A 20,915-nucleotide genomic window follows, 5' to 3' on the forward strand; every position below is an offset into this window, starting at 1 on the left:
CTGTCCGGATGCGGCCCGTCAGGTCGCGGCGACGCCCACCTCCATGGCTACCCCGTGACGGTGACCTGGTGCTCCGCACAGGCAGCGAGCAGCCTGGGGACCGCGGCGGCCAGGTTGAACTGCCGCAACTTCACCGTCTCCGGCGCGTCGCGGAGATCCTGCGCCCGTTGCGTCCGCTGCACCATGCCCACCGCGAAGACCCCCGCAGACCGCAGCCCCTCGTGCGCGGAGCGCTGGAACAACTCCCCCACCCGCCGCACCTCGTCACCTCGGCTCGCCGCGCTCGGCGCGGTAGCCGGCGGTGACCGACGTCCGGTCGGACCGCGGCCGTCGACCGCCCACGGGACCGTCTGCGGATTGGGCACCTGCGCAGTCGTCGGCGCCGGTGGTCGAGGGGGTTCAGGCGGTCCACGGGGTGGTGGGGGCTGGCGTGATGCCGTAGCCGGCGAGCCAGCCGAGCAGGGCCTCGCGGTTGGCGTGGACGAGTGAGCCGCCGGTGAAGCGGGGGTCGTCGGTGACCTCGGCGACGATCTGCGGTGGTGGGAGGAAGGAGCGTGCCGCCGCGTCGGTGGTGAACTCGGCCTCGGCCAGGACCAGACCGTGCAGGGGCTGGTCGAAGATGTCGATGCCCAGCGGTGGGACGCTCAGGCGGGTCTTGGACAGCGTCGCGGCGGGCAGGCGGGCGAGCAGTTCGTACTCGGCCGGGGACAGGTAGACGTTCGTGATCAGCCCCTGGATGTGGCCCGGCCGGGCGGCGGGCACCTTCTGGGTGAGCTTGAACTCGCGGGATCCGCCGGTGAGGCTCTCGGAACGTCTGAGGCGCAGTCGGGTGCCGGCCAGGTACCGGTCGGTGATGCGACGGCTGGCGGTGACCATGGCCGGCAGCGGCGGTCCGGCCAGCAGGAACCGCCGCTCCCGCTCGATGCGCGCGTACTTCCCCTCGCGGACCGGCTCGGCTGTCATCGGGCCTCGTTCCAGCACCGTGCGATGCTCATCGCGGGCATGAGGGTCCGGCGGTCGCGGAGTAGCTGCGGCCGCAGCATGAGCCCGTCCGGCGTACGCGCGGGTGACGCGTACGCCGGACGCCGGACGGCCCTACTGCCAGGGGCCGCTGCGGCAGATGAACTGGGTGGTGCCGCTGTACTGGGTGGTACCGCCGTCGACGTAGCTGTAACTGGCCCGCACGTGGTGGCCGAGGTTGCTGGCCGGGCAGGTGGCGAAGAGGGTCGGCCCGGCGGTCGTGAAGGTGCCGACACTGCCGGAGTACCAGGTGATGCTCCAGGTCGTCGTGCCGGTGCTGCTGGCGTCGCAGTAGAACTGCGACGCGCCGGACTCGCAGAAGGGTGCCGGGGCGGCGGCGAGAGCCGGCGTGGCGCCGGCGGCGGCGAGGCTCAGGGCGGCGAGCGCGGACGCCGCCAGCACCGTGACGGTGGTACGCATGAAACTCCTCCCAACGTAGCCGAGTGATGACTCAGTGCGACGCCAGCCTAGCCGTCGCATCGACGTACCCGAATTAGCTGTTCGGTTGGTCGGTCCCCCGCCGTAGCCACCGGTCGTGGTGGACCGCCTCGGTGAGGGGCCTGCGCCGCCGCCACCCGTGTCGCTCCAGATCGGGCACGGCCTCCAGGTGGGTGACCGGCCCGACGCAGAGCCAGGCCACCGGCCGGATGCCGGCCGGCACACCCAGCAGCTCGGCCAGGAACGGCTCCCGGTAGAAGGACACCCACCCGACGCCCAGCCCTTCGGCGGTGGCGGCGAGCCAGAGGTTCTGGATGGCCAGGCAGACCGAGTAGAGGCCCGCGTCGGCGATGGCGTGCCGCCCGAGCACCGCCGGGCCGCCGCGCTGTGGGTCGTAGGTGACGACCACCGACAGCGTCGACTCCAGCACCCCGTCGATCTTGATACGCGCGAACCGCTCGGCCGCCGCACCGTCCAGAGTGGCGGCGAACGTCGCCCGCTCGGCCTGCACGTGCCGATGGAACCGGCGACGGACGGCCGGGTCCCGGACCAGAACGAAATCCCACGGCTGCGAGTTGCCGACGCTGGGCGCGGCGTGCGCGGCGTCGAGAATCCGGTGCAGGGTGTCGGCCGGCACCGGCTCCCCGGTGAACTCGGCCCGGACGTCCCGGCGGTGGTGGATGGCGTCGTAGAGTTCCACAGGCAGGCTCCCGCTGCGCTCGGCCCACCCCCGACGGATGGGCGCTCGACGCGAGGCCGGTCTTCGGACTCCCGGATCAACGCCTACCCGTCCGCCTTCCCAGCCCTGCGGCCAGTGGCTGCGCTCCTCGCGCCTGGACGGTCGCTCCCCGGTCACCGCGGCGGGCCCGTGCCGGATTCACACCGGCTTCCCGATTCTCCCCGCAGGCGCGGGGCACCTCGCACGATCATGCCGTCGCCGATGCTAACCCGCACCACCGACGCCGGCCGGCCACGGCCCGCCCCGACAGTACACGCAGCGGGTCCCCGTGTTCCGGCGTCCACGTGGACGCCGGCGTGTACGACGTCCTCGCCGAGGTGTCCGGCGGTCAGGCCCAACCACGAGGCCCTCCGGTCGCTGGACTCCGGTGCGGCCGGAGGAGCACGACGACGCTCTCGGCGGCGGTGAGCGGCTGACACCGGTCCGATCCCGACCGGCCTGGGCTCGGTTCGGTCACCGCTCGGTGGTGGTGTACTCGCAGACCGCCGCCGGGAAGCCGCCCGCGCCGAAGCGCAGCTCGACGACGTGCCCATGGGCGGTCTCGGTGACCGCCGGTGTGATCGACTGACCGGCCTGCGCCGGTCGCAGGTACCAGCACCGGCTGGTGTCGGTGCGGCCGGCCGGCACCCCCGCGTCGGCCAGCGCGTTCTCGCCGCGCTCCAGGTAGCACGCGAAGAAGACGTGGTCGTTCAGATCCGTCTCCCGGTCGCTGAAGGTGAAAGCCGCCGTCTCGGTTCCGCCGCTGCGGGGTCGTCGCGGCAGCTCCGGCAGCAGCGGCGAGTCGCCGCCGAAGCCCGGGGGTGCCTCGGTGCGCGGTGTGGGTCGTACCCCGGCGCCGGCGTCCAACCAGGTCCACCGGCTGGTCCACACCGCCACCACGGTGCCGTCGGCTGCGCGCAGGGTCAGCTCGTCGTGCCCGCCGTACCAGCCACGCCGGTCAACGCCGAGGGTGACGGCCAGTTCGGCGTCGAGCGGCGCTCCGGGCAGCACCCGCACCGGCGGGGTGTACGCCTGCACGTACCGCACCACGGCGCGGACCCGGTGCCGTTCGAAGTAGGACCAGCGGTCGAGTCCGGCCGTCTCTCGCCACCAGCCGGCGGAGACCTCGTCGAGGAGGTGCACCAGGTGGGTCGGTTTCAGGGTGCCGCGCTGGGAGATGGCCGCATAACGCGCCTCGGCGCCCGCGCGGTACACCCTGGACCCGACGGTCACGGCAGCGGTCCCTGCGTCCGGGGTCGGCCGGGCCGCAGCGGTTTGATGGTGGTGCCCACCGCGAGCGGACGGGTCCGGCCCCCGCAGTGGTGTACCGCCATCGGACCCTCCGCCCGGCACGCGCAGGGCAACACCCGGTTGAGGCTGGAGCCGATGCAGAACTCCTCGAAGGCGGTCCGGTCGCCGGGAAGCAGGCGGGCCAGCAGCGCCATCACCGGGTCCACCGCCTTGATCCGGCCGTCGTCGTCGCGCACCTCCAGCCAGGCGTGGTCGAGGTCCATCATGCCGATCAGCCAACCCCCTCGGGCGTACGCCTCGTACCCCATGGCCCGGCACTCCCGTTCGAGGTACAGGCTGGCGGAGACGCAGTCGACCACCCCGTTGGCGAGCGTGTCGTCCGGGTCGACCTGCCAACTCGACGGCAGCATCTGGAAGCGCGGCCCGCCGTGCCGGATGTCGGCGAAGAGCCGGGCCAGCCGGGGGGAGACGATCCGGTCCGCCCGGCCCGCGGTGACCAGGTCCAGTTCGACGGTGACCAGGTCGGGTACGGCCGGCAGCCGCACCTCGTCGTCGGTCACGGTCACCGGCCCGGCGGCGCTGGCCCAGCCGGAGGCCGCGCCACCGGTCAGCTCCGGAACCGGTCGGTGCAGCAGCCAGCGGGGGTCGGTGCCGCATCCGCCGTCCGGACACCGCATCGTCGCGGTCATCCGCCAGGATCTCGGTTCCGTCCAGGTGGCGGCGGGCTTCAGGGAGAACCGGAACGCGAACTCCCAGCCGATCTCCGGCAGGCTGTTCCCGCTTCCCGAGTAGAGACCCAGGTTGATGAGGTCGTGGTGGCAGAACCGCCGTTCGTCGCCCGCGCCGGTGACCGGTAGCCCGGCCTCGACCAGCAGCTCCAGCGTCTCGGCGGGGCAGCGCAGCAGCCCCAGCGCGCCCGCCCGGTCGACGGTGGACTCGCGGTGGGCCGGCGGGACGAGGGTGATGCGGCGCAGCGCGGCGAGCCACCTGTCGGTCTGCGCCGCGGTGACGGCGCTCATCGCGGCCACGCTGCGGGCCCGGCGGAGTCGTAGAGCACCTCGCCGGGGAGGGAGCCGTCCGTGGCGGCGCGGAACATGGGCCGCCGTCGTGGTTTGCCGCTGGTGGTACGCGCCACTGCCGGCGCGGGCACGCTGAGCACCCGGACCCGTACGCCGGGGCCGCCCTCCCGGCCGAGTATCCGCGCGACCTCCGCGGCCCACGGACCGGGCCGCTGCCGGATCAGCGCATGCAGTACGGGTGTGTGGCCGGCGGACCCGGCCAGGACCACGACCCGTTCCGGGGAGAGACCGTCGACGCCGGCGAGGCGGGCCTCCAGGTCCTCCGCGTAGAGGTTGCGTCCGCGTACCTTGAGGCTGTCGCCGGCCCGGCCGAGGACGAACAGTTGGCCGTCGTGGAGGAAGCCGTGGTCGCCGGTGCGCAGCCGGCCATCGGCGAAGGCGGCGTCAGGTGCGGCGGGCCCGTGGTATCCGGCGGCCACCGACCGGCCGGTCAACGCGATCTCCCCGACGACCCCGGGCGGCAGCGGACTGCCCTCGTCGTCGACGACGGTCACCGCGACGCCGTCGCGGGCGTCGCCGCAGCCGATCAACCAGTCGTCGTCGGCCGACGGGTCCGTCCCGACCTCCTCGACGGCGGTCACCTCGACCGGTTCGCCGGGACGCAGCTCACCGGCGACCCGCAGCGCCACCGGTGGTGGGGCCAGGTGCAGGCCGGTCGCCACGAGGGTGTTCTCGGCCAGCCCGTACGCGGGGAGGAAGGCGCGGCTGCGGAACCCGTACGGGCCGAGCAGCGCCGCGAACGACTCCAGGGTGCGCCGGCTGACCCGTTCGGCTCCGACGATCGCGGCCCGCCAGCCGCTGAAGTCCATCCCGGCCAGCTCGTCCGGGCCGATCCGCCGGGCGGCGTAGGCGTAGCCGAAGGTGGGTGCGGCGGTCAGCGTCGCCCCCTGTTCGCCGAAGCAGGACAGCCAGCGTCGGGGTGAGCGGACGAACTGGTCCGGGCGCATGGCGAGGATGTCGCTCTGGTTGAGCACCGGAGCGAGGGTGCAGCCGATCAGTCCCATGTCGTGGTAGGTCGGCAGCCAGGTGGCGGTCACGTCGGCGGCGCCCATGTCGAGCCAGCGGCGGATGGCGGTGATGTTGGCCAGGAGGTTGTCGGCGCGGATGGCGACCGCCCGGGGGTGGCCCGACGATCCGGAGGTGAACTGGACCAGCGCCACCTCGTCCCCGGCCGGTGGCGTCGGGTCGTCGGCGGCAGGTGCGACGGTCCGGCCCGGCCCCGCGTCGCCCGGCTGGTCCGGGCCCGCGACGGTCAGCACGGTCACCGCCAGACCGGCGGCGGCTGCGGCGCTACGGGCGGTCCCGGCCAGGTGCGGGTCGACGAGCACGGTGCGGGTGCCGGCGACCCGCATCAGGTGGGTCAACTGCTCCGGGTACGCCGCACCCGCGCCGAGCCCGGCGGGCGGCGGCATCGGGTTGACCACCCCGCCGGCCGCCAGCGTTCCGAAGAAGCCGGCCAGGAACGTCTCCGGGGACACCAGCAGGAGCGAGACCACCTCACCCCGGCGCAGTCCCGTGCCGCGCAGCAGTCCCGCCACGTTCAGTGCGGCGGCGGCGAGTGAGGGGAAGTCGTGCCGGGCCCAACCGGCGGCGTCGGTGGCCACCCGTAGCCCGTGGCCGGTGCGCGGCTCGCTGAGCCAGCCGGTCAGGCTCACGGCGTCGTCATCCGGCTGCCTGGCTGACCAGCGCCACCACGTCGGCGACCGTGACGACGTCCATCGCCTCGTCGTCGGAGATCGGTGGCAGGTCGAACCGCCGCTCCAACGCGACGGCCAGCTCGATGAGCGTGAGCGAGTCGAAGTGCAGGTCCTCGACGAGTCGCTGGCCGTCGGTGACGTCCCCGGCCGGGTGGGGTGCCATGCTGGCCACCAGTTGGCGGACCGTCACCTCGACGGGCTCTGCCATCGGGCTTTCTCCCTTTTCCTCAGTTCAGGCTCCGGTTTCCTGAGTTCGGGCTCCGGTTTCCTCAGCTCGGGCTCCGGATTCCTCAGTTCAGGCTCCGGATCGGATGCGGCACGCCGTGCCGGTTCTCGTAGTCGGCGACGGCCCGCTCCTCGGCGGCCCGCCACACCTCGGTGACCTGTGCGTCGACGTCGTCGAGACCGGTGGCGCGCACGCGGCGCAGCAGCGCGTCCCGGGCGGTGTCCCACTGGTCGCGCAGTTGCCGGCCGCGGGCCCGGACCACCATGGGCAGCGCCGACGGGTTGCGCCGCTCCGGGCCGACCAGCACGTGCACCACGTACGGGACGGCGTCGAGGACCTGGTCGCCGACGAGCTGGGCGCGGCCGTTGTCCACCGCGTGGCGCATCGCCCAGACGCCGAAGCCGACGTGCCGGGACTCGTCGCGGATCACGTTGCGCAGTCCCTCGGCCAGCACGGGCAGCTGGCCGCAGCGGCGGACCGCCTCGGCCACCGAGCGGAGCACGACCAGCGCGAGCGCACCCTCGGCCACCACGTGGTAGGTGGTCACCGCGGCGTACCAGGCGTCGCGGTCGTCCGGGTCACGCCGCACCCGTTCGGTCTGTTCCAGCAGGTACGCGTCGAACAGTTCCACTGTGGCATCGGAGGCCTCCGCGCGGCACCGCAGCGCGTACGCGTGGGGTGGCTCGGTGGATCCTTCCACCGCCCGGAGGTAGCCGAGGAAGAAGATGCTGTGCCGGCTCTCGTCCACGAGCTGGCTGGAGAGGTAGAACTGGGCGGCCTGGGTGGGTGCCGCGTACACCAGGGGGGTCAGCAGCCGGGCGACGGCGACCTCGCCGACGGCGAGTTCGACGAGGGCGGCCTTGAGTTCCTGGTAGAGGAAGGGTCGCAGCGCCTGCCACGCCGGTCGGTCGGCGGCCATCGGCAGGTCCTGGGTGGACCAGTTCTGCCGCTCCCAGCGCAGGTACAGGCTCTCCGGGGTGGTTTCCCGGTCGTCGATGAGCTGTTCGTCGAGGACGGCCGTCACCGTGGGACTCCTTTCCCCGTGGCGACCCTGCGTCACGGGGCCGCACCGGTGGCAGCCGGCAGTGGGATCGACCGGAGGAACGGCATCGACCAGTGATCACCTAGAGAATCGGCGAGCCGGTGCCGGGTGTCAAGCAGGGTTCCCGGGCCCGGTGGCGCGGGCGGCAGCGGTCGGCGTGCGGGCCTGTCCGAACAGGAGTCCGGGCAGTTGCTTCGGTGCCCTTTCACCGTGAATCTGCGTCCTCGTGCGGCAATGATCGTGTGGTAGAAAGGCTGGAATTTTCGTCGGCGGCACCGACTACGAGGTTTCGGAGGGGAAGCCCGACATGGGGATACGGGCCGTGGCACCTGGCAGCCTCGTCGATCTCGTCCGGGAACAGGCCGACCGTGACGCGTCGAGCGTGGCGGTGGTCGACGAGGGCGGTGTGCTGACCTACGGCGACCTGGATCGGGAGAGCAGCCGCCTCGCCCACGTCCTGGCGGCCCGTGGGCTCCGGCCGGGCGACCGGGTCGTCCTCCTGCTCCCCCGGTCCGCCGCGGCGATCTGCGCCATCTTCGCGGTCCTGAAATGCCGTGGGGTCTACGTTCCGCTGGACACCGCCAGCCCGCCGGCCCGGTTGCGGCCCCGGATCGTCGCGGCCGAGCCCCGGTTCCTGATCGGGGATGCCACCACCCACCGTCTGCTCCGGCGGTGCTGGGACGATCCGTCGGCGGTGACGGTCTGGCTCACCGACCCGCCGCCGGACGCGCGGCGACCGCAGGACGTCCTGGTGGCCGAGGTCTCCGCCGCACCGGCCACACCACCGGCCACCGGACCGGACCCCACCGACCTCGCGTACCTGCTCTTCACCTCGGGTTCGACAGGAACGCCGAAGGGAGTGCCGATCACGCACGGGAGCGTGCTGTGTCTGGCCTCCTGGGCACGGGAGCACTTCCGGCTGACCAGCACGGACCGGCTCTCCTGCCACTCGGCGTTGTCGTTCGACTTCTCCGTGCTCGACATCTACTCGGCGGTGGCCTCCGGCGCGTCGCTGCACCTGGTGCCGGCGCACTACAACCTCGTACCCGACCTGCTGGCACGCTTCATCCGGGACTCGCGGCTGACCCAGTGGTCGTCCGTGCCGTCGGTCCTCATGGCGATGGCCAACCGTGGTGTGGTGCGGGACATGCCGGAGCTGCGCCGGGTGGTCTGGTGCGGGGACGTCTTTCCGGTCGACGGCCTACGCCACTGGATGGCGAACCTGCCGCACGTCCGGTTCACCAACCTCTACGGGCCCACCGAGACCACCGTCGCGAGCAGCTACCACGACGTCGGGTCGATGCCGGCGTCGGGTGCCGCGGTGCCGATCGGCACCGCGCTGCCAGGTGAGCGCCTGGGGGTGTTCGACGAACACCGGCGGCCGGTGCCGACCGGCGTGGTCGGTGACCTGCACATCGCCGGGGTCGGGCTCAGCCCGGGGTACTGGCGCAGCCCGGCGGAGACGGCGGCGGCGTTCGGCACCGTCGAGGGGGACGACACCACCCGCTGGTACCGCACCGGGGACCGGGCCAGCATCGACGAGCAGGGGCTCGCCCACTTCCACGGTCGCGGTGACCGGCAGATCAAGTCCCGCGGCTACCGGATCGAACTGGACGAGATCGCCCGGGTCGCGCGGCAACTGCCGGAGTTCGCCGACGTCGCGATCGTGGCGGTGGACTCCCCCGAGGCCGCCGGGCGCGAGATCGGCCTCGCCTACGTGGCCGCCGGCGACCGGCCGCCGGACCACGCGGCGGTACGGTCCGCACTGGCCCGGACGTTGCCCCCGTACATGTTGCCGACGCGGTGGCTCGCGGTGGAGGCGATCGACACGAACAGCAACGGCAAGGTCGACTATCCGGCGCTGACCCGACGGTTCCTCGACCATGCCGACGCGGCCCCACCCGGAACGGAGACCTAGATGTCGTCACCCACCACCTGGCCGGCGTCGTTCGAGGCGATCCTGCGCCGCTACCTGGCGGCGCTCTCCGTGGGCGAGGACATCCCGGCGGAGCCCCTGCTCGACCTGGGCCTGGACTCGTTGCGGGCGACAGCGCTCCTGACGGAGCTGGAGAACGAGTTCGGTGTCGACTTCGGCGACGAGGTGCTCGACCCCGCGCTGTTCTCCAGTGCCGGCCACCTGTGGGCGGTGGTCCAGGAACTGATGAGCGACCCCCTCTCCCCCGCCCCGCAGACCGCAGGTTGATCCGGCAGTTCCCGGTTCGCGGCGAGCCCCGCCCCGGCTGGCGGATGTGCCCCTGGCCCGGCTCACCGCCCACCGTCGCCTGAGCCAGGACCACGGCCACCTCCGAAGCCATGATCCGCTGGGCCGCCATCACCCGGCGGTGGTGCACCCCGGCCTCGACCGGTGAGCGGACCGCACGGGCGACCTCTCCCGTTCGGCCGAGCGACCGGTGAACGCCGGTGGAGATCAACCGATGCCGTCGACCGCCGCCCGGAGCGCGTTGATCGACGGATCCCAGGTGAAGTTCAGGACGGGCAGGCCGGAGGCGGCGGCATTGCTGTCGCCTCCGAGGACCACCGCCCGCGGCTTGGCACTGCCCTGTGGGACGACGAGATACCAGCTGCCCCGCACGTTCGCGATGAACACTTCATCAACCTCCTGGTCCGGTGGGTTCGGGTTGGTGGCGTCCCCGACGTGGTTCTCGAAGTCGACGGTCGCGCCGAAGTTCGTCGGAGCGCCGGTGTTCAGCCACAGGCTGGTGTGCACGTGCGGTCCCACACCGGACTCGCTGCCGTTCGCCGAGGAGCCGGAGTACGCGATCGTCTGGCCCCGGGACACGCGTTGGCCGGGGGCGACGGCGATCCGCGACAGGTGCAGGTGCCGGGTGTAGTTGCCGTCGTCGTGGGCCATCCCCACCACGCGTCCGGTCGCGGTGGAGGTGTCGGTCTTCACGAGACGGATCGTGCCGTTCGCCGCGGCCACGACGGGAGTTCCAGCGCCGACCGCGTAGTCGGTGCCCGGCTCGCCCGAGGGCGGCGTGCGGTTGCGGTGGTCCTGCCACGAACTGGAGATCCGGACGTTCCCGCACGGCCGCTGGTAGCTGCCGGCGGCCCGAGCGGTGTCGGGCAGCAACGCGAAGGCCGCCGACACCCCCGACGCCGCGAGCGCGACGCTCGTGATGAACCCGCGTCTCGTGAGCCCTCGCAGGTAGGCGATCCCACCGAGGTCCTCGGGTCGTGGGCCTGCGTGATCGGCGCTGCCAGGAGGGTCGGGGCACGGCCCCCCACTCAGGATCATCAATGCAACTTACGGCCCCGCCCGGCACGGGGCAAGGTCGTCCTCCGAACGGGGTGGCGGCGTTCCCGTACGGTGCGGGCACTCGTGGGGGTATCGCTGGCCTTGCCGTAGCCTTCGCTGTGGCGTCCCGCGGTGCGAAGAGGCGCGCTGGCGCCCTCAGGGTCCTGGTGTGGCTGACAGTGATGGTGACCCTCGTCGCCGCCCTTCAGGAGCCGGCGGCCCGCCGGGCTGGGAAATGGGGTCGCGTCTCAGTCCAGCGGACCACCACACGGCGCACTGATTTCAGGTGCTGGTTGCTGCGGGCAGGCCGGCACCGTCTGGCGCGACCATCCCGGCGGATTCCGGTGCGCCGGCTGGGCCAACGACATCGACGCGTGTTCACTCCCGGGCCGGAGAGCCGCCTGGGCTGTGATGCCGTCCTGGAAGGCAGCACACTTGTTTCGACACGACAGTGCCCCTGCCCTGCGCCGCGTGCAGCCGTTGTCCGCAACTGGTCCGGTGAGCGGGTCGGCGTCCAGCAGCAGGAATCAGCATCCATCCCGGGCGCGATCCGGCCCATCCGGCCAGACCGGCCGAGGTAGGCCGCCGGACCGGTCGCGGCGGCGCGCAGGACGTCCAGCGCCGGGATCCCGGCGGTCGCCCACTCGCCGAACTCCAGGCGCATCGTCTGGCCCGGGGTGGCGCCCTGCCCGTCGGTGCCGGTCATCATGGACACGTTGGCGGCGTGGAAGATGTCGACCATGCGTCTGCAGCGCTCGTACGCTTTGCGGTAGGTCTCGTGTGTCGTGGCCGGCAGGCCGTCGAAGGTCGTGAGAACGTCCTGGCGCCCGGCTTGCTCCTCGGAGGCATCAGGGCGGAACCGGGGTACTGCCGGTATTTCGGGGCGTCGACGAGGTACCGGGTACGCAGGCGCACGAGGGTGGGTGTCTGCCAGGTGCCGTTGGCCACGAAGGTTCTGGCCGACTCCCGCGCCCGTAGTAGGCCATGAGATTGGGGCCGTCGGTGTCCGGGGGGTCCACGCGCGGCCGGGACCCATACGGTCACCAGCAGACCCGGGCCAGGACCGCCCGGTCGTTTCTCGACCGCTCAGCGCGGTCGACCCTCGATGATCGACAGCCAGCCCGGCTCCGGTTTGGCGATGACCCGGGTCAGCCGGAGGCCGGCCGCCGCGAACAGGGCGGTGAACTGCGCCCTGGTTCGCTCCCGGCCGGTGAACGAGGCCAGGATGACCAGGTCGATGCTCTTGCCCGGATGGGCGGCGTCACCGTCGGGCAGGACGGTGTCCAGTGCCACCACCCGGCCGTCGGAGTTCATGGCCCGCCGGCAGTTGCGCAGGATGCGCACACACCGCTCGTCATCCCAGTCGTGCAGGATGTACTGCAACGCGTAGACGTCCCCGCCGGTCGGCACCTCGTCGAAGAAGTCGCCGGGGACGGCCGTCCAGCGGTGGTCGGCGCCCAGCGCGGCGAGTTCATGTCGGGCGACCACATGGTGCTGGTCGAACAGCACGCCGCGCCAGCCGGGGTGCCTCCTGAGCACCTCCAGCAGCAGGCGTCCCCGGCCGCCGCCGACGTCGACGAGCACCCCGGTGTCGGCGAAGTCGTAGGTGGTGGCGAAGCCGCGACTCTCCAGCTGTGAGTACTGCGCCATCCCCGGGTCGAACTCCGCGGCGGCCTCGGGGTTCGCGGCGAGGTAGTCGAACAGTGGCCGTCCGAAGATCTGTTCCACGGCGGGCACGCCGGTGCTCACGACGCTGCCGAGCCGCCCGACCGGTTGCCAGAAGGTGGGGTTGGTGACGAACACCATGGCTTCCCGCACGGAGGTGGGGCAGTCGCTGCGCAACGCCTCGCCGAGCGGGGTGAGGTGGAACCGGCCGGCCGCGTCCTCGTGGAATATGCCGCGGGTGGCCAGGAGCCTCAGCACCCTGCGTAGCCCGTCGGCCTGGGTGGCGGTCCGGGTGGCCAGGTGTTCGACCGTGCGGGGGCCGTCGGTGAGGTGGTCGGCGACACCGGTCTGGGCGGCCACCCGCAGGGCCCCGGAGAACACGTATCTCAGGCCCTCGTCGAGCAGGAAGGCCGCTGACTTCTCCGCGTCCATGGCTCCCCCTCACGGGTTGCGGCGGTCGGCGTACCCGGCGGGAAGCTGGTGGGGAGGGCGGTCGATGACGGTGTCGTCGTCGGTGCCGCAGGATTCGACGAAGGTGATGTCGGCGAACTCGGCGACGACGAGTACGGGGTACGTCGGCCCGTCGTCGCGGTACCGACGCATGCGTTCCAGGTGGTCGTTCTGGAAGAGCACCGTACGTTCCGGGTGTTCGTGTACCCAGCTGGGGAAGAAGATGACGCCGCGCAGTCGCCGCCGCTCCGGCATGATGGTGACGCACACCGACGTGCCGGTGGGCTCGGTCCACGACACTGCGTAGACGTCGGGTGCGAGGGCCGCCAGGTCGACCTTCTGGTCCTTGACCCACCGTCCGCCGACCATCCCGGAGTGGATCCGGTAGTCGATGGTGGTGGCGTTCTTCACGTACATCTCGTACTGCCATCCGTTGGCGTAGGTGTAGATGAGGTGTCGGCCGACGATTCCCGCCACCTCGACCGGTGTCCGGGTCACTGGTTCCTCCCCTGCGTCGGGCAGGTCGACGACGGCCACGACAGGTGAGGTGTCGGGGCGGGAGGTCGGGCTGCCGGGTGGTCGTGCCGTAACCGGCGGGCGGCGATGCCGGTCCGGCCGTGGCTGCGACGGTACGTGTCGGCTGCGGTGGCAGGGACCAATTCCCGTTGGAAGCAAATCCTGCCCGGTATCGGGGTCCAACCGGGTGTGCTGGCCGGGAGCCGGTCCGTTCCTACCGTGGCATCTGCCAGTGCTGCCGGGCCCGGACGCTCGGGCCCCACGCCGCGGTTCTGCACGGCGTGCCGCCCGGCTGACGGGCACACCGACTTCTCCAACGACCGGATGGTGACGGATGTCCACTGACGATGAAGCTCCCAGCGGGACGATGGCGGGTGCGACAAGCCCCGGTGACGCTCCGGCGGGCGGCCCTGTCGACAGTGACCGGCATCCACGTCGGCACACGGTCGACGACGTGACGGCCACTCGTGCGGCGGCCACGACGGTCGACGGGCTGTTCGACCGGACCGCCCGGCGGACGCCGGCTGCGGAGGCGGTGCGGGCGGGCGGCGTCAGGTGGACGTACGAGCGGCTCCGGGTGACCGCCGACCGGATCGGTGCCGCGTTGACGTCTCTGGGGGTGACCCGGGGATCCGTGGTCGGGCTGGTCGGCCACCGTTCGCCGGAGGCCTGTGCGGCGATGCTCGGCGTTCTCAAGTCGGGTGCCGCGTACCTCCCGCTGGACGACCAGCTGCCACCGGCACGGCTGGCGCGCATGGTCGAGATCGCCCGGCCGGTCGTGGCCGTCCGGCTGCCCGGCAGCCGGGACGTCGTGGGCGACATGGTGCGCTGCGTCGACTACCCGGTGCTCGCGGCGCACCGACCCGTGACCCCGACGCGCCCGGCTCACACCGGCGCCGATCCCGCGTATCTGATGTTCACCTCGGGTACCGCCGGACGGCCGAAGGCGGTGATCGTTCCGCATCGCGCCGTGCTGCGCACGGCGGTGGACAATCTGTTCCTGGAGTTGGGCCCGGGCGAGCGGATGATGCACGGCGCGACGATCTCGTTCGACGCGGCGACGTTGGAGCTGTGGCTGCCCCTGCTCAACGGTGCCAGCGTCCTGATCGTCGACAACGCAACCCTGTTGTCGGCTGCGGGGTTCCAGCGGTGGCTGGGCGAGAACGAGCCGACGGCTGTCTTCCTGACCACCGGGCTGCTGCATCAGCTCGCGCACGAGCGGCCCGGGATCTTCGCCGGCGTGCCGCATCTGCTCACCGGGGGCGAGGCGCTGAATCCGCGGCTGGTGCGGCAGATTCTGCGACACGGCCCGCCGGGCCGGTTCGTCAACGGTTACGGCCCGACCGAGGCCACCGTCTTCGCCACCACCCACACCATCGCCGCGGTCGCCGAGGACGCCCCGGACGTTCCCATCGGGCTGCCGATCGGTAACACCTCCTGCCTGGTTCTCTCCGCCGAGGGCAGGCCGGTGCCGCCGGGTGTCGTGGGCGAGTTGCACATCGGCGGCGACGGTCTGGCCCTCGGCTACCTGGGCGACGACGGGCAGACCGCCCGCTCGTTCGTGACGGTGCTCGTCGATGGCGTCGCGCAGCGGCTCTACCGCACGGGGGATCTCGTCTGCCGTGACGACGACGGTGTGCTGCACTTCCGGGGCCGTCGGGACGATCAGGTGAAGGTCCGCGGCAACCGGCTGGAACTCGACGAGATCAGGCATGTCCTGAACGCGCACGAGGCTGTGATCGACAGCGCGGTGGTCACGGTCGAGGACGCGGTCAGTCGGCACGTCGTGGCGTACTACACGTGCACCGATCCCGCCCCGGACAGGGCCGGGCTCCGCCGTCACCTGGCCCGTGACCTGCCGAGGTATGCCATCCCGTCGGCGTTGCACCGGCTACCCGTGTTGCCGCTGACCCCGACCGGCAAGGTCGACCTCGACCGGCTGCGGCACCTGGCCACCGTGGCTGCTCCTCCCACCGGGGAGACCGCGCGTGCGGACGGCGAGGACGTCGCGGCGCGGGTGGTGCACGCCTGGTCGCTGATCCTGCCGCAGGGTGATCCGGCGTCCGACGAGGACTTCTTCGGCCAGGGCGGGGACTCGCTGCGTGCCGCTCAGCTGGTCAATCGGATCGTGACGGCCCTGGGGATCGATCTGGCGCAGAGCCGGCCGTTGCTGCACCGGCTGCTCGCCGACCCGGGACTCGCCTCGTTCACCGGTGCCGTGTCCGATGCCGTGCACGGCGCGCTGGACGTCGAGGACCCCACCGACGACCGGTGGCAGCGCGACCTGTACCTGCACCCGACGGTGCGGCAGCACGAGCGGGCGGGCGTGGCTGCGTCCCGGCGTCCGCCGAGCCGGATCCTGCTGACCGGCGCCACCGGGTTCTTCGGCTCGTACCTGCTGCGTGGCATTCTGCGGCACACCGGTGCGAACGTCGTCTGCCTGGCCCGGGCGGACGACGACGGCCATGCCCTCGCGCGGGTCCGCGACGCCCAGCGACGGTACGGGCACCCCGGCGCGTTGCCGCCGGGGCGGGTCACCGCGGTCGCGGGCGATCTGCGTCGACGTCACTTCGGCTGGTCCGACGGGCGGTGGCGGGAGCTCGCCGGCACCGTGGACGCCATTCACCACAGCGCGGCGCACGTCAACTTCGTGTACCCGTACGAGGAGCTGCGCCCGACGAATGTCGACGGCGTGCGCAACCTCGTCGAGTTCGCGATGAGCGGTGGGGGTGTCCCGTTGCACTACGTGTCGACCATCGCCGTGCTGGCCGGGTTCGGCTCCGCCGGTGCCCGCCGGGTCGGTGAGGACGAGCCCCTGGAGCATTTCGGTCGGCTGTCCATGGGCTACCCGGAGAGCAAGTTCGTCGCCGAACAGCTGCTGCGGCGGGCCGCGGCCGAAGGACTACCCGTCGTCGTGCACCGCCCGTACGAGATCACCGGTGACAGCGGTACCGGGACCTGGAACACGGAGGCGGCCATCTGCGCCCTGTTCAAGGCGATCGTGGAGATGGGCAGCGCGCCGGAGATCGACCTGCCGCTCGACTTCGTGCCCGCCGACTACCTGGCGGCGGCGATCGCCTTCCTGACCGGCAGCGGGGATTCGGCGGGCCGGACGTACCACCTGACCAATCCCCGGCCGGGAGGCTTGTCGGACATGGTCGACCGGATGCGGGCGCGGGGGCACCGCATCACCGTCATCCGCTACGACCAGTGGGTCAAGGAACTGGTCGGTTTCGTCGACGCGCAACCACGACATCCCATCGCCGCCTTCGTGCCGGTCTTCACCCTGCCGGCCACGGGCCGTGACCTCACCGTGAAGGAGCTGTACACGCGCCGCGTGTTTCCGGAGCTCGACCGGTCACACGCCGAGCGGGACCTCGCCGACCTGCCGTTGGCCTGTCCCCCTACCGATTCCGCCATGCTCGACCGTTACCTCGACTACTTCGCGCGCGTGGGGTTCATCCCCGACCCGCCGGGGTGACGGTCGGCGACGCGAGCACCGCTCGTGGGAGTTGACCGCCATCGCCGGATCCGCGCTCCCGCGCGGGGAATCCGGTGCTCGGCCCTGCTCCCCCATGTCCCGCCGGGTTGTCTGATGCCGGGCAGCCCGATCGGCTCTGGCGGCTGTCGACCGCCACCATGTCCCGAGGAAAAGGTGATTCAGATGGACCGCGAAGTTGTCGGGCCCACCGCCGGGTCCCTGCGTGAGGAGATCGTCCGGCTACGCACGTCCGACCCGTCCAACGAACTGCTCGCGATCGCCGCCGCCGACTCGCTCACGACCGCGCAGATCCAGCGGGAGATCTGCGCGGAACTGCGCGCGCACCGGGCCGAACTCGGCGCGTACGCGGCGATGATGGGCCGGTTCGCCCGGCCGCCGGCCGGGAACACCTTCCTGGCGTTCTACTCGATGGTGATCGCGGCGGGGCCGAAGCTGCACCGCTGTGCCGACCTGCTGGGTGTGAGCGAGCAGGACCGTTCCCGCCGGTACGCCACGCCCCTGGAGAACACGTTCAACGGATACGTGTCCTGGCTGGCGCTGCACGGCACCCAGGCGGAGATCTGCATGGCGTTGCTGTCGGACATGGACTCGTACTTCGGCGTGTGCGACGCCATCGTCGCCAGTGCGGAGCGCGACGGGATCGCATTGCCTGCGGAGGTTGTCGAGTACTACCGGCCCGGGGACATCAGCGACTTCTACGCCGTGACCCAGTCGACGCTGCAGGACGCGTTGGACCGGGGTGACGATCCGGCGTGCGCCGTCGCGGCCGGACGGTTCATGGACGAGTACCTGCGGTTGTTCTGGGCCGAGGTGGCGGCGGCCTGACCGCTGGAAGGGGCAGGCTCATGCGGATCGTCGTGGTCGGTGGCGGGCTGGCTGGTCTGACCACCGCATGGCTGTTGGAGCACGACCACGAGACCACCCTGTTGGAGGCGCAGGCCGAGTTGGGGGGTCACGTCAGGTCGGCGACGACCCTCCACCACGGTGTGGAGTGCGCTGTCGACCTGGGTGCGCAGGACTTCTCCGCCGCCCTGTTTCCCCGCCACGCACGGCTGATCCAACTCATGGGGCTGGCGGCGGAGGTCGTGGAGGTACCCACGACCGTCACGATCCAGGTGCCGGACATGCCCGTCCCGCTGCTGGTGACGCCGGACGGCACGCGCAGTGGGATCCTCGGTGCCGCCGGGGAGGCACTTGCCCTGCTGACGCGGGCCGCGGTCGCCTGGGACACCGAGGGGGTCTCCTGGGAGAGGAGCTACGCCGATCTCGTCGAGCCGCTTCCCGTCAGTGACGGGTTGAAGAGAACGGTCCTGTACGCGCCGGTCGCCGCGCTGTACGGATGCAGCATCGACGACGCCCGGCAGGTGTCCGGGCGGGCGGCCACCGCCGTGCTCGCGCGGAGCGCCGCGCCCGCTGTGGGTGGGTCCGTCGGCTGGCAGAACCTGGTCGGTGGTCTGGCGCGGCTCGTCCGGGCGATCGCGGTGGACCTGCTGGCCACGACCATCCGCACCGGGTCGGAAATCACCAGGATGGAGTCCGGTGACCGGCGGTGGTCGCTGAGCACCGCCGGCGGCCAGGTCTACCAGGCCGACCAGGTGGTGCTGGCGGTGCCACCGCCGCGCTGCCTCCGGCTCATCCGGCAGTTCCCCCACACCGATCGGCTCAGCCGTGCTCTCGCCGGCTTCCGGTACCTGCCCTCGACGACCGGCCTGCACCTCGATCCGGTCTATCTGCCGGCACGGGCGGACCAGTGGTCCACCTCCAACCTGACCGTCTACCGGGAACACGCCGACTCGACGGCCTGGTACGGGCCGACCACCGGGGCCCGGGTCTTCCGAAGTCAGCTCACCCACCGGCCCCGGTTGCCCGAGCGCCTGGTGGCCACCGCGGACTTCGAACAGCTCTATCCGGATGCCATGGCGGTCCGCGGCCGCCGGGTGCTGGCCGATCACCAGGGCCGCGACGGCATCTGGTTCGCCGGACACCACCTCGCCGACATCGACTCCCAGGAGACAGCAGTGAACAGTGCCATCGACATCGCCGCCCGGCTCGCTCCCGCCAGTCACCGACTACGGATGCTCACCGAGGAGGTCGGCCACGACCAGCAGGGACGGCAGGCATGACCGGGATACGCTGGTCCAGCGACGACCACCCGTACGTCGTTCCGTGCCTTGACATCCGCGGTGGCAGGGCGAACCCGTCGGCGTGGCACGACGGACGTGCCTGCGACGACCCGGTCGAGATCCTCGACCGGTACCGCTCTCAGGGGGCGGAGAAGATCTTCCTCGACATCCAGGACGGCTGGCGGGACGACAGCCGGTTCCTGCCGCTGCTGCGGGAGCTGTGCAGGGGTGGCGGCTCGCTGCTGGTGTCCGTCGACAACGGTAGGGCCCGCGACGACCACGACGTCGAGGCGGTCCTCGGAGCCGGGGCTGCGGCGGTGGCGCTGAGCACCACCACCGTGGACTCACCTGATCTCGTGTCGAGGGCGGTACGACGTCACGGTTCGGCCAGCGTCCTGGCGGTGATGAACTGCCGCCGCGCCGGCGACGGTTGGCAGGTGCACGTGGACGGGGGGCGGCGGGCAACCGGTATCGACGCCCTGTCCTGGGTGGCGGCCTGGTCGGCCGCCGGAGTTGGCGCGATCCTGGCGAACTGCCTGGAGCGGGAGGGCGCCACCGAGCAGGGGTACGACATCCGCTTCACCAGGGCGGTGGTTGATGCCGCAGGTGTTCCGGTCATCGCGTCGGGGGGTTGCGGCGAACCCGCGCACATGGTGTCCGCCCGGTCCCGGGCCGGTGCCGCCTACACGCTCGCCAACACCATCTTCCACCGCGGCATCCACAGCGTGTCCGACGCCATCCGGCACTGCGACGGTCACCGCTGAGGATCGGCGCGGATGGAACAGGGGGGCTCGGATGTACGCGATTCAGTTCAGCCGTCACGGCGAGCCGGCGGCCGTGCTCCGGCAGGTCGAGCTTCCCCGGCCGCAACCGGGGCCGGGAGAGGTCCGGGTGCGGTTGACACACCGGCCGGTCAATCCGTCGGACCTGCTCTACATCAACGGGGCTTACGGTCGACGTCCTGTGCTTCCTGCCGTTCCCGGCTTCGAGGGCGTCGGTCGCGTCGACGCCACGGGCGCCGACGTCGGTCTCGCCGCCGGCACCAGGGTTGCCGTCTCGGCGTTCGGCACCTGGCAGGAAAGCGTGGTGGTGCCCGCCGCCGACGTCCTGGTGCTTCCTGACGGCATCGACGACGATGTCGGCGCGCAGCTGATGATCAATCCGTTCACCGCCCGTCTGCTGCTGCACCGCGTCGCGCTCCCGCCCGGGGCGTGGCTTGTCCAGACCGCCGGGCTGTCCGCGGTGGGACGGATGATCGCGCATCTCGCGCACGCACAGGGGGTCAATACCGTCAGCACCCATCGCGGCAGCGGCCCGGTGAACGTCGAGGGTCTTCCGTCGACCGATCATCTTGTCGACACCAGCCGTGCGGATCTGCTTTCCGTGGTGGGCACACTGACGCATGGCGTCGGTGCCTCTGCGGCGCTGGACGCTGTCGGCGGGGAAACGGGAACCGACGCGCTGCGGTGTCTTCGCACGGGCGGTCTTATGGTCAGTTTCGGACTGCTCTGCGGTCAACCGGTCGCCGTGTCACCGGCTCACCTCATCTTCCGGGGTCTTACCGTCGAGGGATTCTGGCTGCCTCACTACCTGGGCGGAATGCCGCCGGACGAGATTGCCCGGATAGGCCGGCACATCATTGCCGATGCTCTCGACGGGACACTGCCGTCTTCCGTCACACGCCGGTATGCCCTGACCGAGGTCGTCGCGGCCGTCGCCCATGCCCAACGAGCCGGGCTCACCGGCAAGATCCTCCTAACAGGCTGAACTGACCGCGCGGTGGGGTGGTTTCTTTGCGACTTGCAGATCACGGGTATTCGACCGGGAGCTCCTGATCCGCAGTGCCCCGCAACACGATGGAAATTCCAGCCTGTTGACCACCAATGGCTGAGGTTTGTGCGTTTTTTCGGCAATGGCAGTCAGCTCCCT

The 20,915-nt window shown here is 71.6% G+C and carries 20 protein-coding genes and 1 riboswitch; of the genes, 7 read left to right on the top strand and 13 right to left on the bottom strand.

Translation table 11 applies throughout. The features are described from left to right. Window positions 1-47 precede the first annotated feature (47 nt). The 9 genes from ACN261_RS29110 to ACN261_RS29150 all read right to left on the bottom strand — a co-directional run bounded on the left by ACN261_RS29110 (window position 48) and on the right by ACN261_RS29150 (window position 7,453). Window positions 48-251, bottom strand: coding sequence for a hypothetical protein (locus ACN261_RS29110; RefSeq protein ID WP_421482890.1), 204 nt, complete (start codon window positions 249-251; stop codon window positions 48-50). A gap of 148 nt (window positions 252-399) precedes the next feature. After that, the gene (locus ACN261_RS29115) at window positions 400-963 is read right to left on the bottom strand and encodes a hypothetical protein (RefSeq protein WP_421482891.1); all 564 of its coding nucleotides are present in this window, start codon (window positions 961-963) and stop codon (window positions 400-402) included. Window positions 964-1,095: 132 nt separating this feature from the next. After that, window positions 1,096-1,440, bottom strand: coding sequence for a hypothetical protein (locus ACN261_RS29120; RefSeq protein WP_425853248.1), 345 nt, complete (start codon window positions 1,438-1,440; stop codon window positions 1,096-1,098). A 73-nt stretch (window positions 1,441-1,513) separates the two neighbouring features. After that, entirely contained in the window at window positions 1,514-2,158 is a 645-nt protein-coding gene (gene bluB, locus ACN261_RS29125; RefSeq protein ID WP_425853250.1) for a 5,6-dimethylbenzimidazole synthase, read from the bottom strand. 37 nt (window positions 2,159-2,195) lie between these two features. Further along, a riboswitch (cobalamin riboswitch) is annotated at window positions 2,196-2,393 on the bottom strand. A gap of 257 nt (window positions 2,394-2,650) precedes the next feature. Further along, window positions 2,651-3,409 carry a hypothetical protein gene (locus tag ACN261_RS29130; RefSeq protein WP_425853252.1) on the bottom strand — a complete coding sequence of 253 codons (759 nt, stop codon included), beginning with the start codon at window positions 3,407-3,409 and terminating at the stop codon, window positions 2,651-2,653. Beyond that, entirely contained in the window at window positions 3,406-4,446 is a 1,041-nt protein-coding gene (locus ACN261_RS29135; RefSeq protein ID WP_425853253.1) for a hypothetical protein, read from the bottom strand. The genes ACN261_RS29130 and ACN261_RS29135 overlap by 4 nt, the downstream gene beginning before the upstream one ends. Next, window positions 4,443-6,161, bottom strand: coding sequence for an AMP-binding protein (locus ACN261_RS29140; protein ID WP_425853255.1), 1,719 nt, complete (start codon window positions 6,159-6,161; stop codon window positions 4,443-4,445). The genes ACN261_RS29135 and ACN261_RS29140 overlap by 4 nt, the downstream gene beginning before the upstream one ends. 7 nt (window positions 6,162-6,168) lie before the next feature. Next, on the bottom strand, window positions 6,169-6,411 hold the full coding sequence (locus ACN261_RS29145) for an acyl carrier protein (RefSeq protein WP_204923467.1): 243 nt from the start codon (window positions 6,409-6,411) through the stop codon (window positions 6,169-6,171). 82 nt (window positions 6,412-6,493) lie between these two features. Continuing rightward, window positions 6,494-7,453: a hypothetical protein gene (locus tag ACN261_RS29150; protein ID WP_425853257.1), complete on the bottom strand. Its 960-nt coding sequence runs from the start codon at window positions 7,451-7,453 to the stop codon at window positions 6,494-6,496. Between the two features lie 340 nt (window positions 7,454-7,793). Here ACN261_RS29150 and ACN261_RS29155 point away from each other — a divergent pair, with 340 nt between their 5' ends. Both ACN261_RS29155 and ACN261_RS29160 read left to right on the top strand, forming a co-directional pair. Further along, window positions 7,794-9,389 (top strand): amino acid adenylation domain-containing protein, encoded by a 1,596-nt coding sequence (locus tag ACN261_RS29155; RefSeq protein ID WP_425853259.1) that lies wholly within the window; start codon window positions 7,794-7,796, stop codon window positions 9,387-9,389. Beyond that, entirely contained in the window at window positions 9,390-9,674 is a 285-nt protein-coding gene (locus tag ACN261_RS29160; RefSeq protein WP_425853261.1) for a phosphopantetheine-binding protein, read from the top strand. A 225-nt stretch (window positions 9,675-9,899) separates the two neighbouring features. On the opposite strand, the gene ACN261_RS29165 is transcribed toward ACN261_RS29160, so the two are convergent. From ACN261_RS29165 to ACN261_RS29180, 4 genes are all read right to left on the bottom strand, one after another. Beyond that, window positions 9,900-10,583, bottom strand: a complete 684-nt coding sequence (locus ACN261_RS29165) for a M23 family metallopeptidase (protein WP_421482901.1) — start codon at window positions 10,581-10,583, stop codon at window positions 9,900-9,902. A 352-nt stretch (window positions 10,584-10,935) separates the two neighbouring features. Beyond that, complete coding sequence (locus ACN261_RS29170; RefSeq protein WP_425853263.1) at window positions 10,936-11,766, bottom strand: amidohydrolase family protein; 831 nt, start codon at window positions 11,764-11,766, stop codon at window positions 10,936-10,938. 50 nt (window positions 11,767-11,816) lie between these two features. Continuing rightward, complete coding sequence (locus tag ACN261_RS29175; RefSeq protein WP_421482904.1) at window positions 11,817-12,827, bottom strand: methyltransferase; 1,011 nt, start codon at window positions 12,825-12,827, stop codon at window positions 11,817-11,819. 9 nt (window positions 12,828-12,836) lie between these two features. Beyond that, complete coding sequence (locus ACN261_RS29180; protein ID WP_425853266.1) at window positions 12,837-13,343, bottom strand: phenolic acid decarboxylase; 507 nt, start codon at window positions 13,341-13,343, stop codon at window positions 12,837-12,839. A 472-nt stretch (window positions 13,344-13,815) separates the two neighbouring features. Here ACN261_RS29180 and ACN261_RS29185 point away from each other — a divergent pair, with 472 nt between their 5' ends. From ACN261_RS29185 to ACN261_RS29205, 5 genes are all read left to right on the top strand, one after another. After that, complete coding sequence (locus ACN261_RS29185; RefSeq protein ID WP_425853267.1) at window positions 13,816-16,842, top strand: amino acid adenylation domain-containing protein; 3,027 nt, start codon at window positions 13,816-13,818, stop codon at window positions 16,840-16,842. A 183-nt stretch (window positions 16,843-17,025) separates the two neighbouring features. Then, window positions 17,026-17,688, top strand: a complete 663-nt coding sequence (locus ACN261_RS29190; RefSeq protein WP_421482908.1) for a hypothetical protein — start codon at window positions 17,026-17,028, stop codon at window positions 17,686-17,688. A gap of 20 nt (window positions 17,689-17,708) precedes the next feature. Further along, window positions 17,709-18,986, top strand: coding sequence for a protoporphyrinogen/coproporphyrinogen oxidase (locus ACN261_RS29195; protein ID WP_425853269.1), 1,278 nt, complete (start codon window positions 17,709-17,711; stop codon window positions 18,984-18,986). Continuing rightward, window positions 18,983-19,750, top strand: coding sequence for a HisA/HisF-related TIM barrel protein (locus ACN261_RS29200; protein WP_421482910.1), 768 nt, complete (start codon window positions 18,983-18,985; stop codon window positions 19,748-19,750). The genes ACN261_RS29195 and ACN261_RS29200 overlap by 4 nt, the downstream gene beginning before the upstream one ends. A gap of 31 nt (window positions 19,751-19,781) precedes the next feature. Beyond that, window positions 19,782-20,753, top strand: coding sequence for a zinc-dependent alcohol dehydrogenase family protein (locus ACN261_RS29205; protein WP_421482911.1), 972 nt, complete (start codon window positions 19,782-19,784; stop codon window positions 20,751-20,753). Window positions 20,754-20,915 lie beyond the last annotated feature (162 nt).

It is taken from the genome of Micromonospora sp. WMMD723, from assembly GCF_049863385.1.
GTDB classification, from domain to species: Bacteria; Actinomycetota; Actinomycetes; order Mycobacteriales; family Micromonosporaceae; genus Micromonospora; species Micromonospora wenchangensis.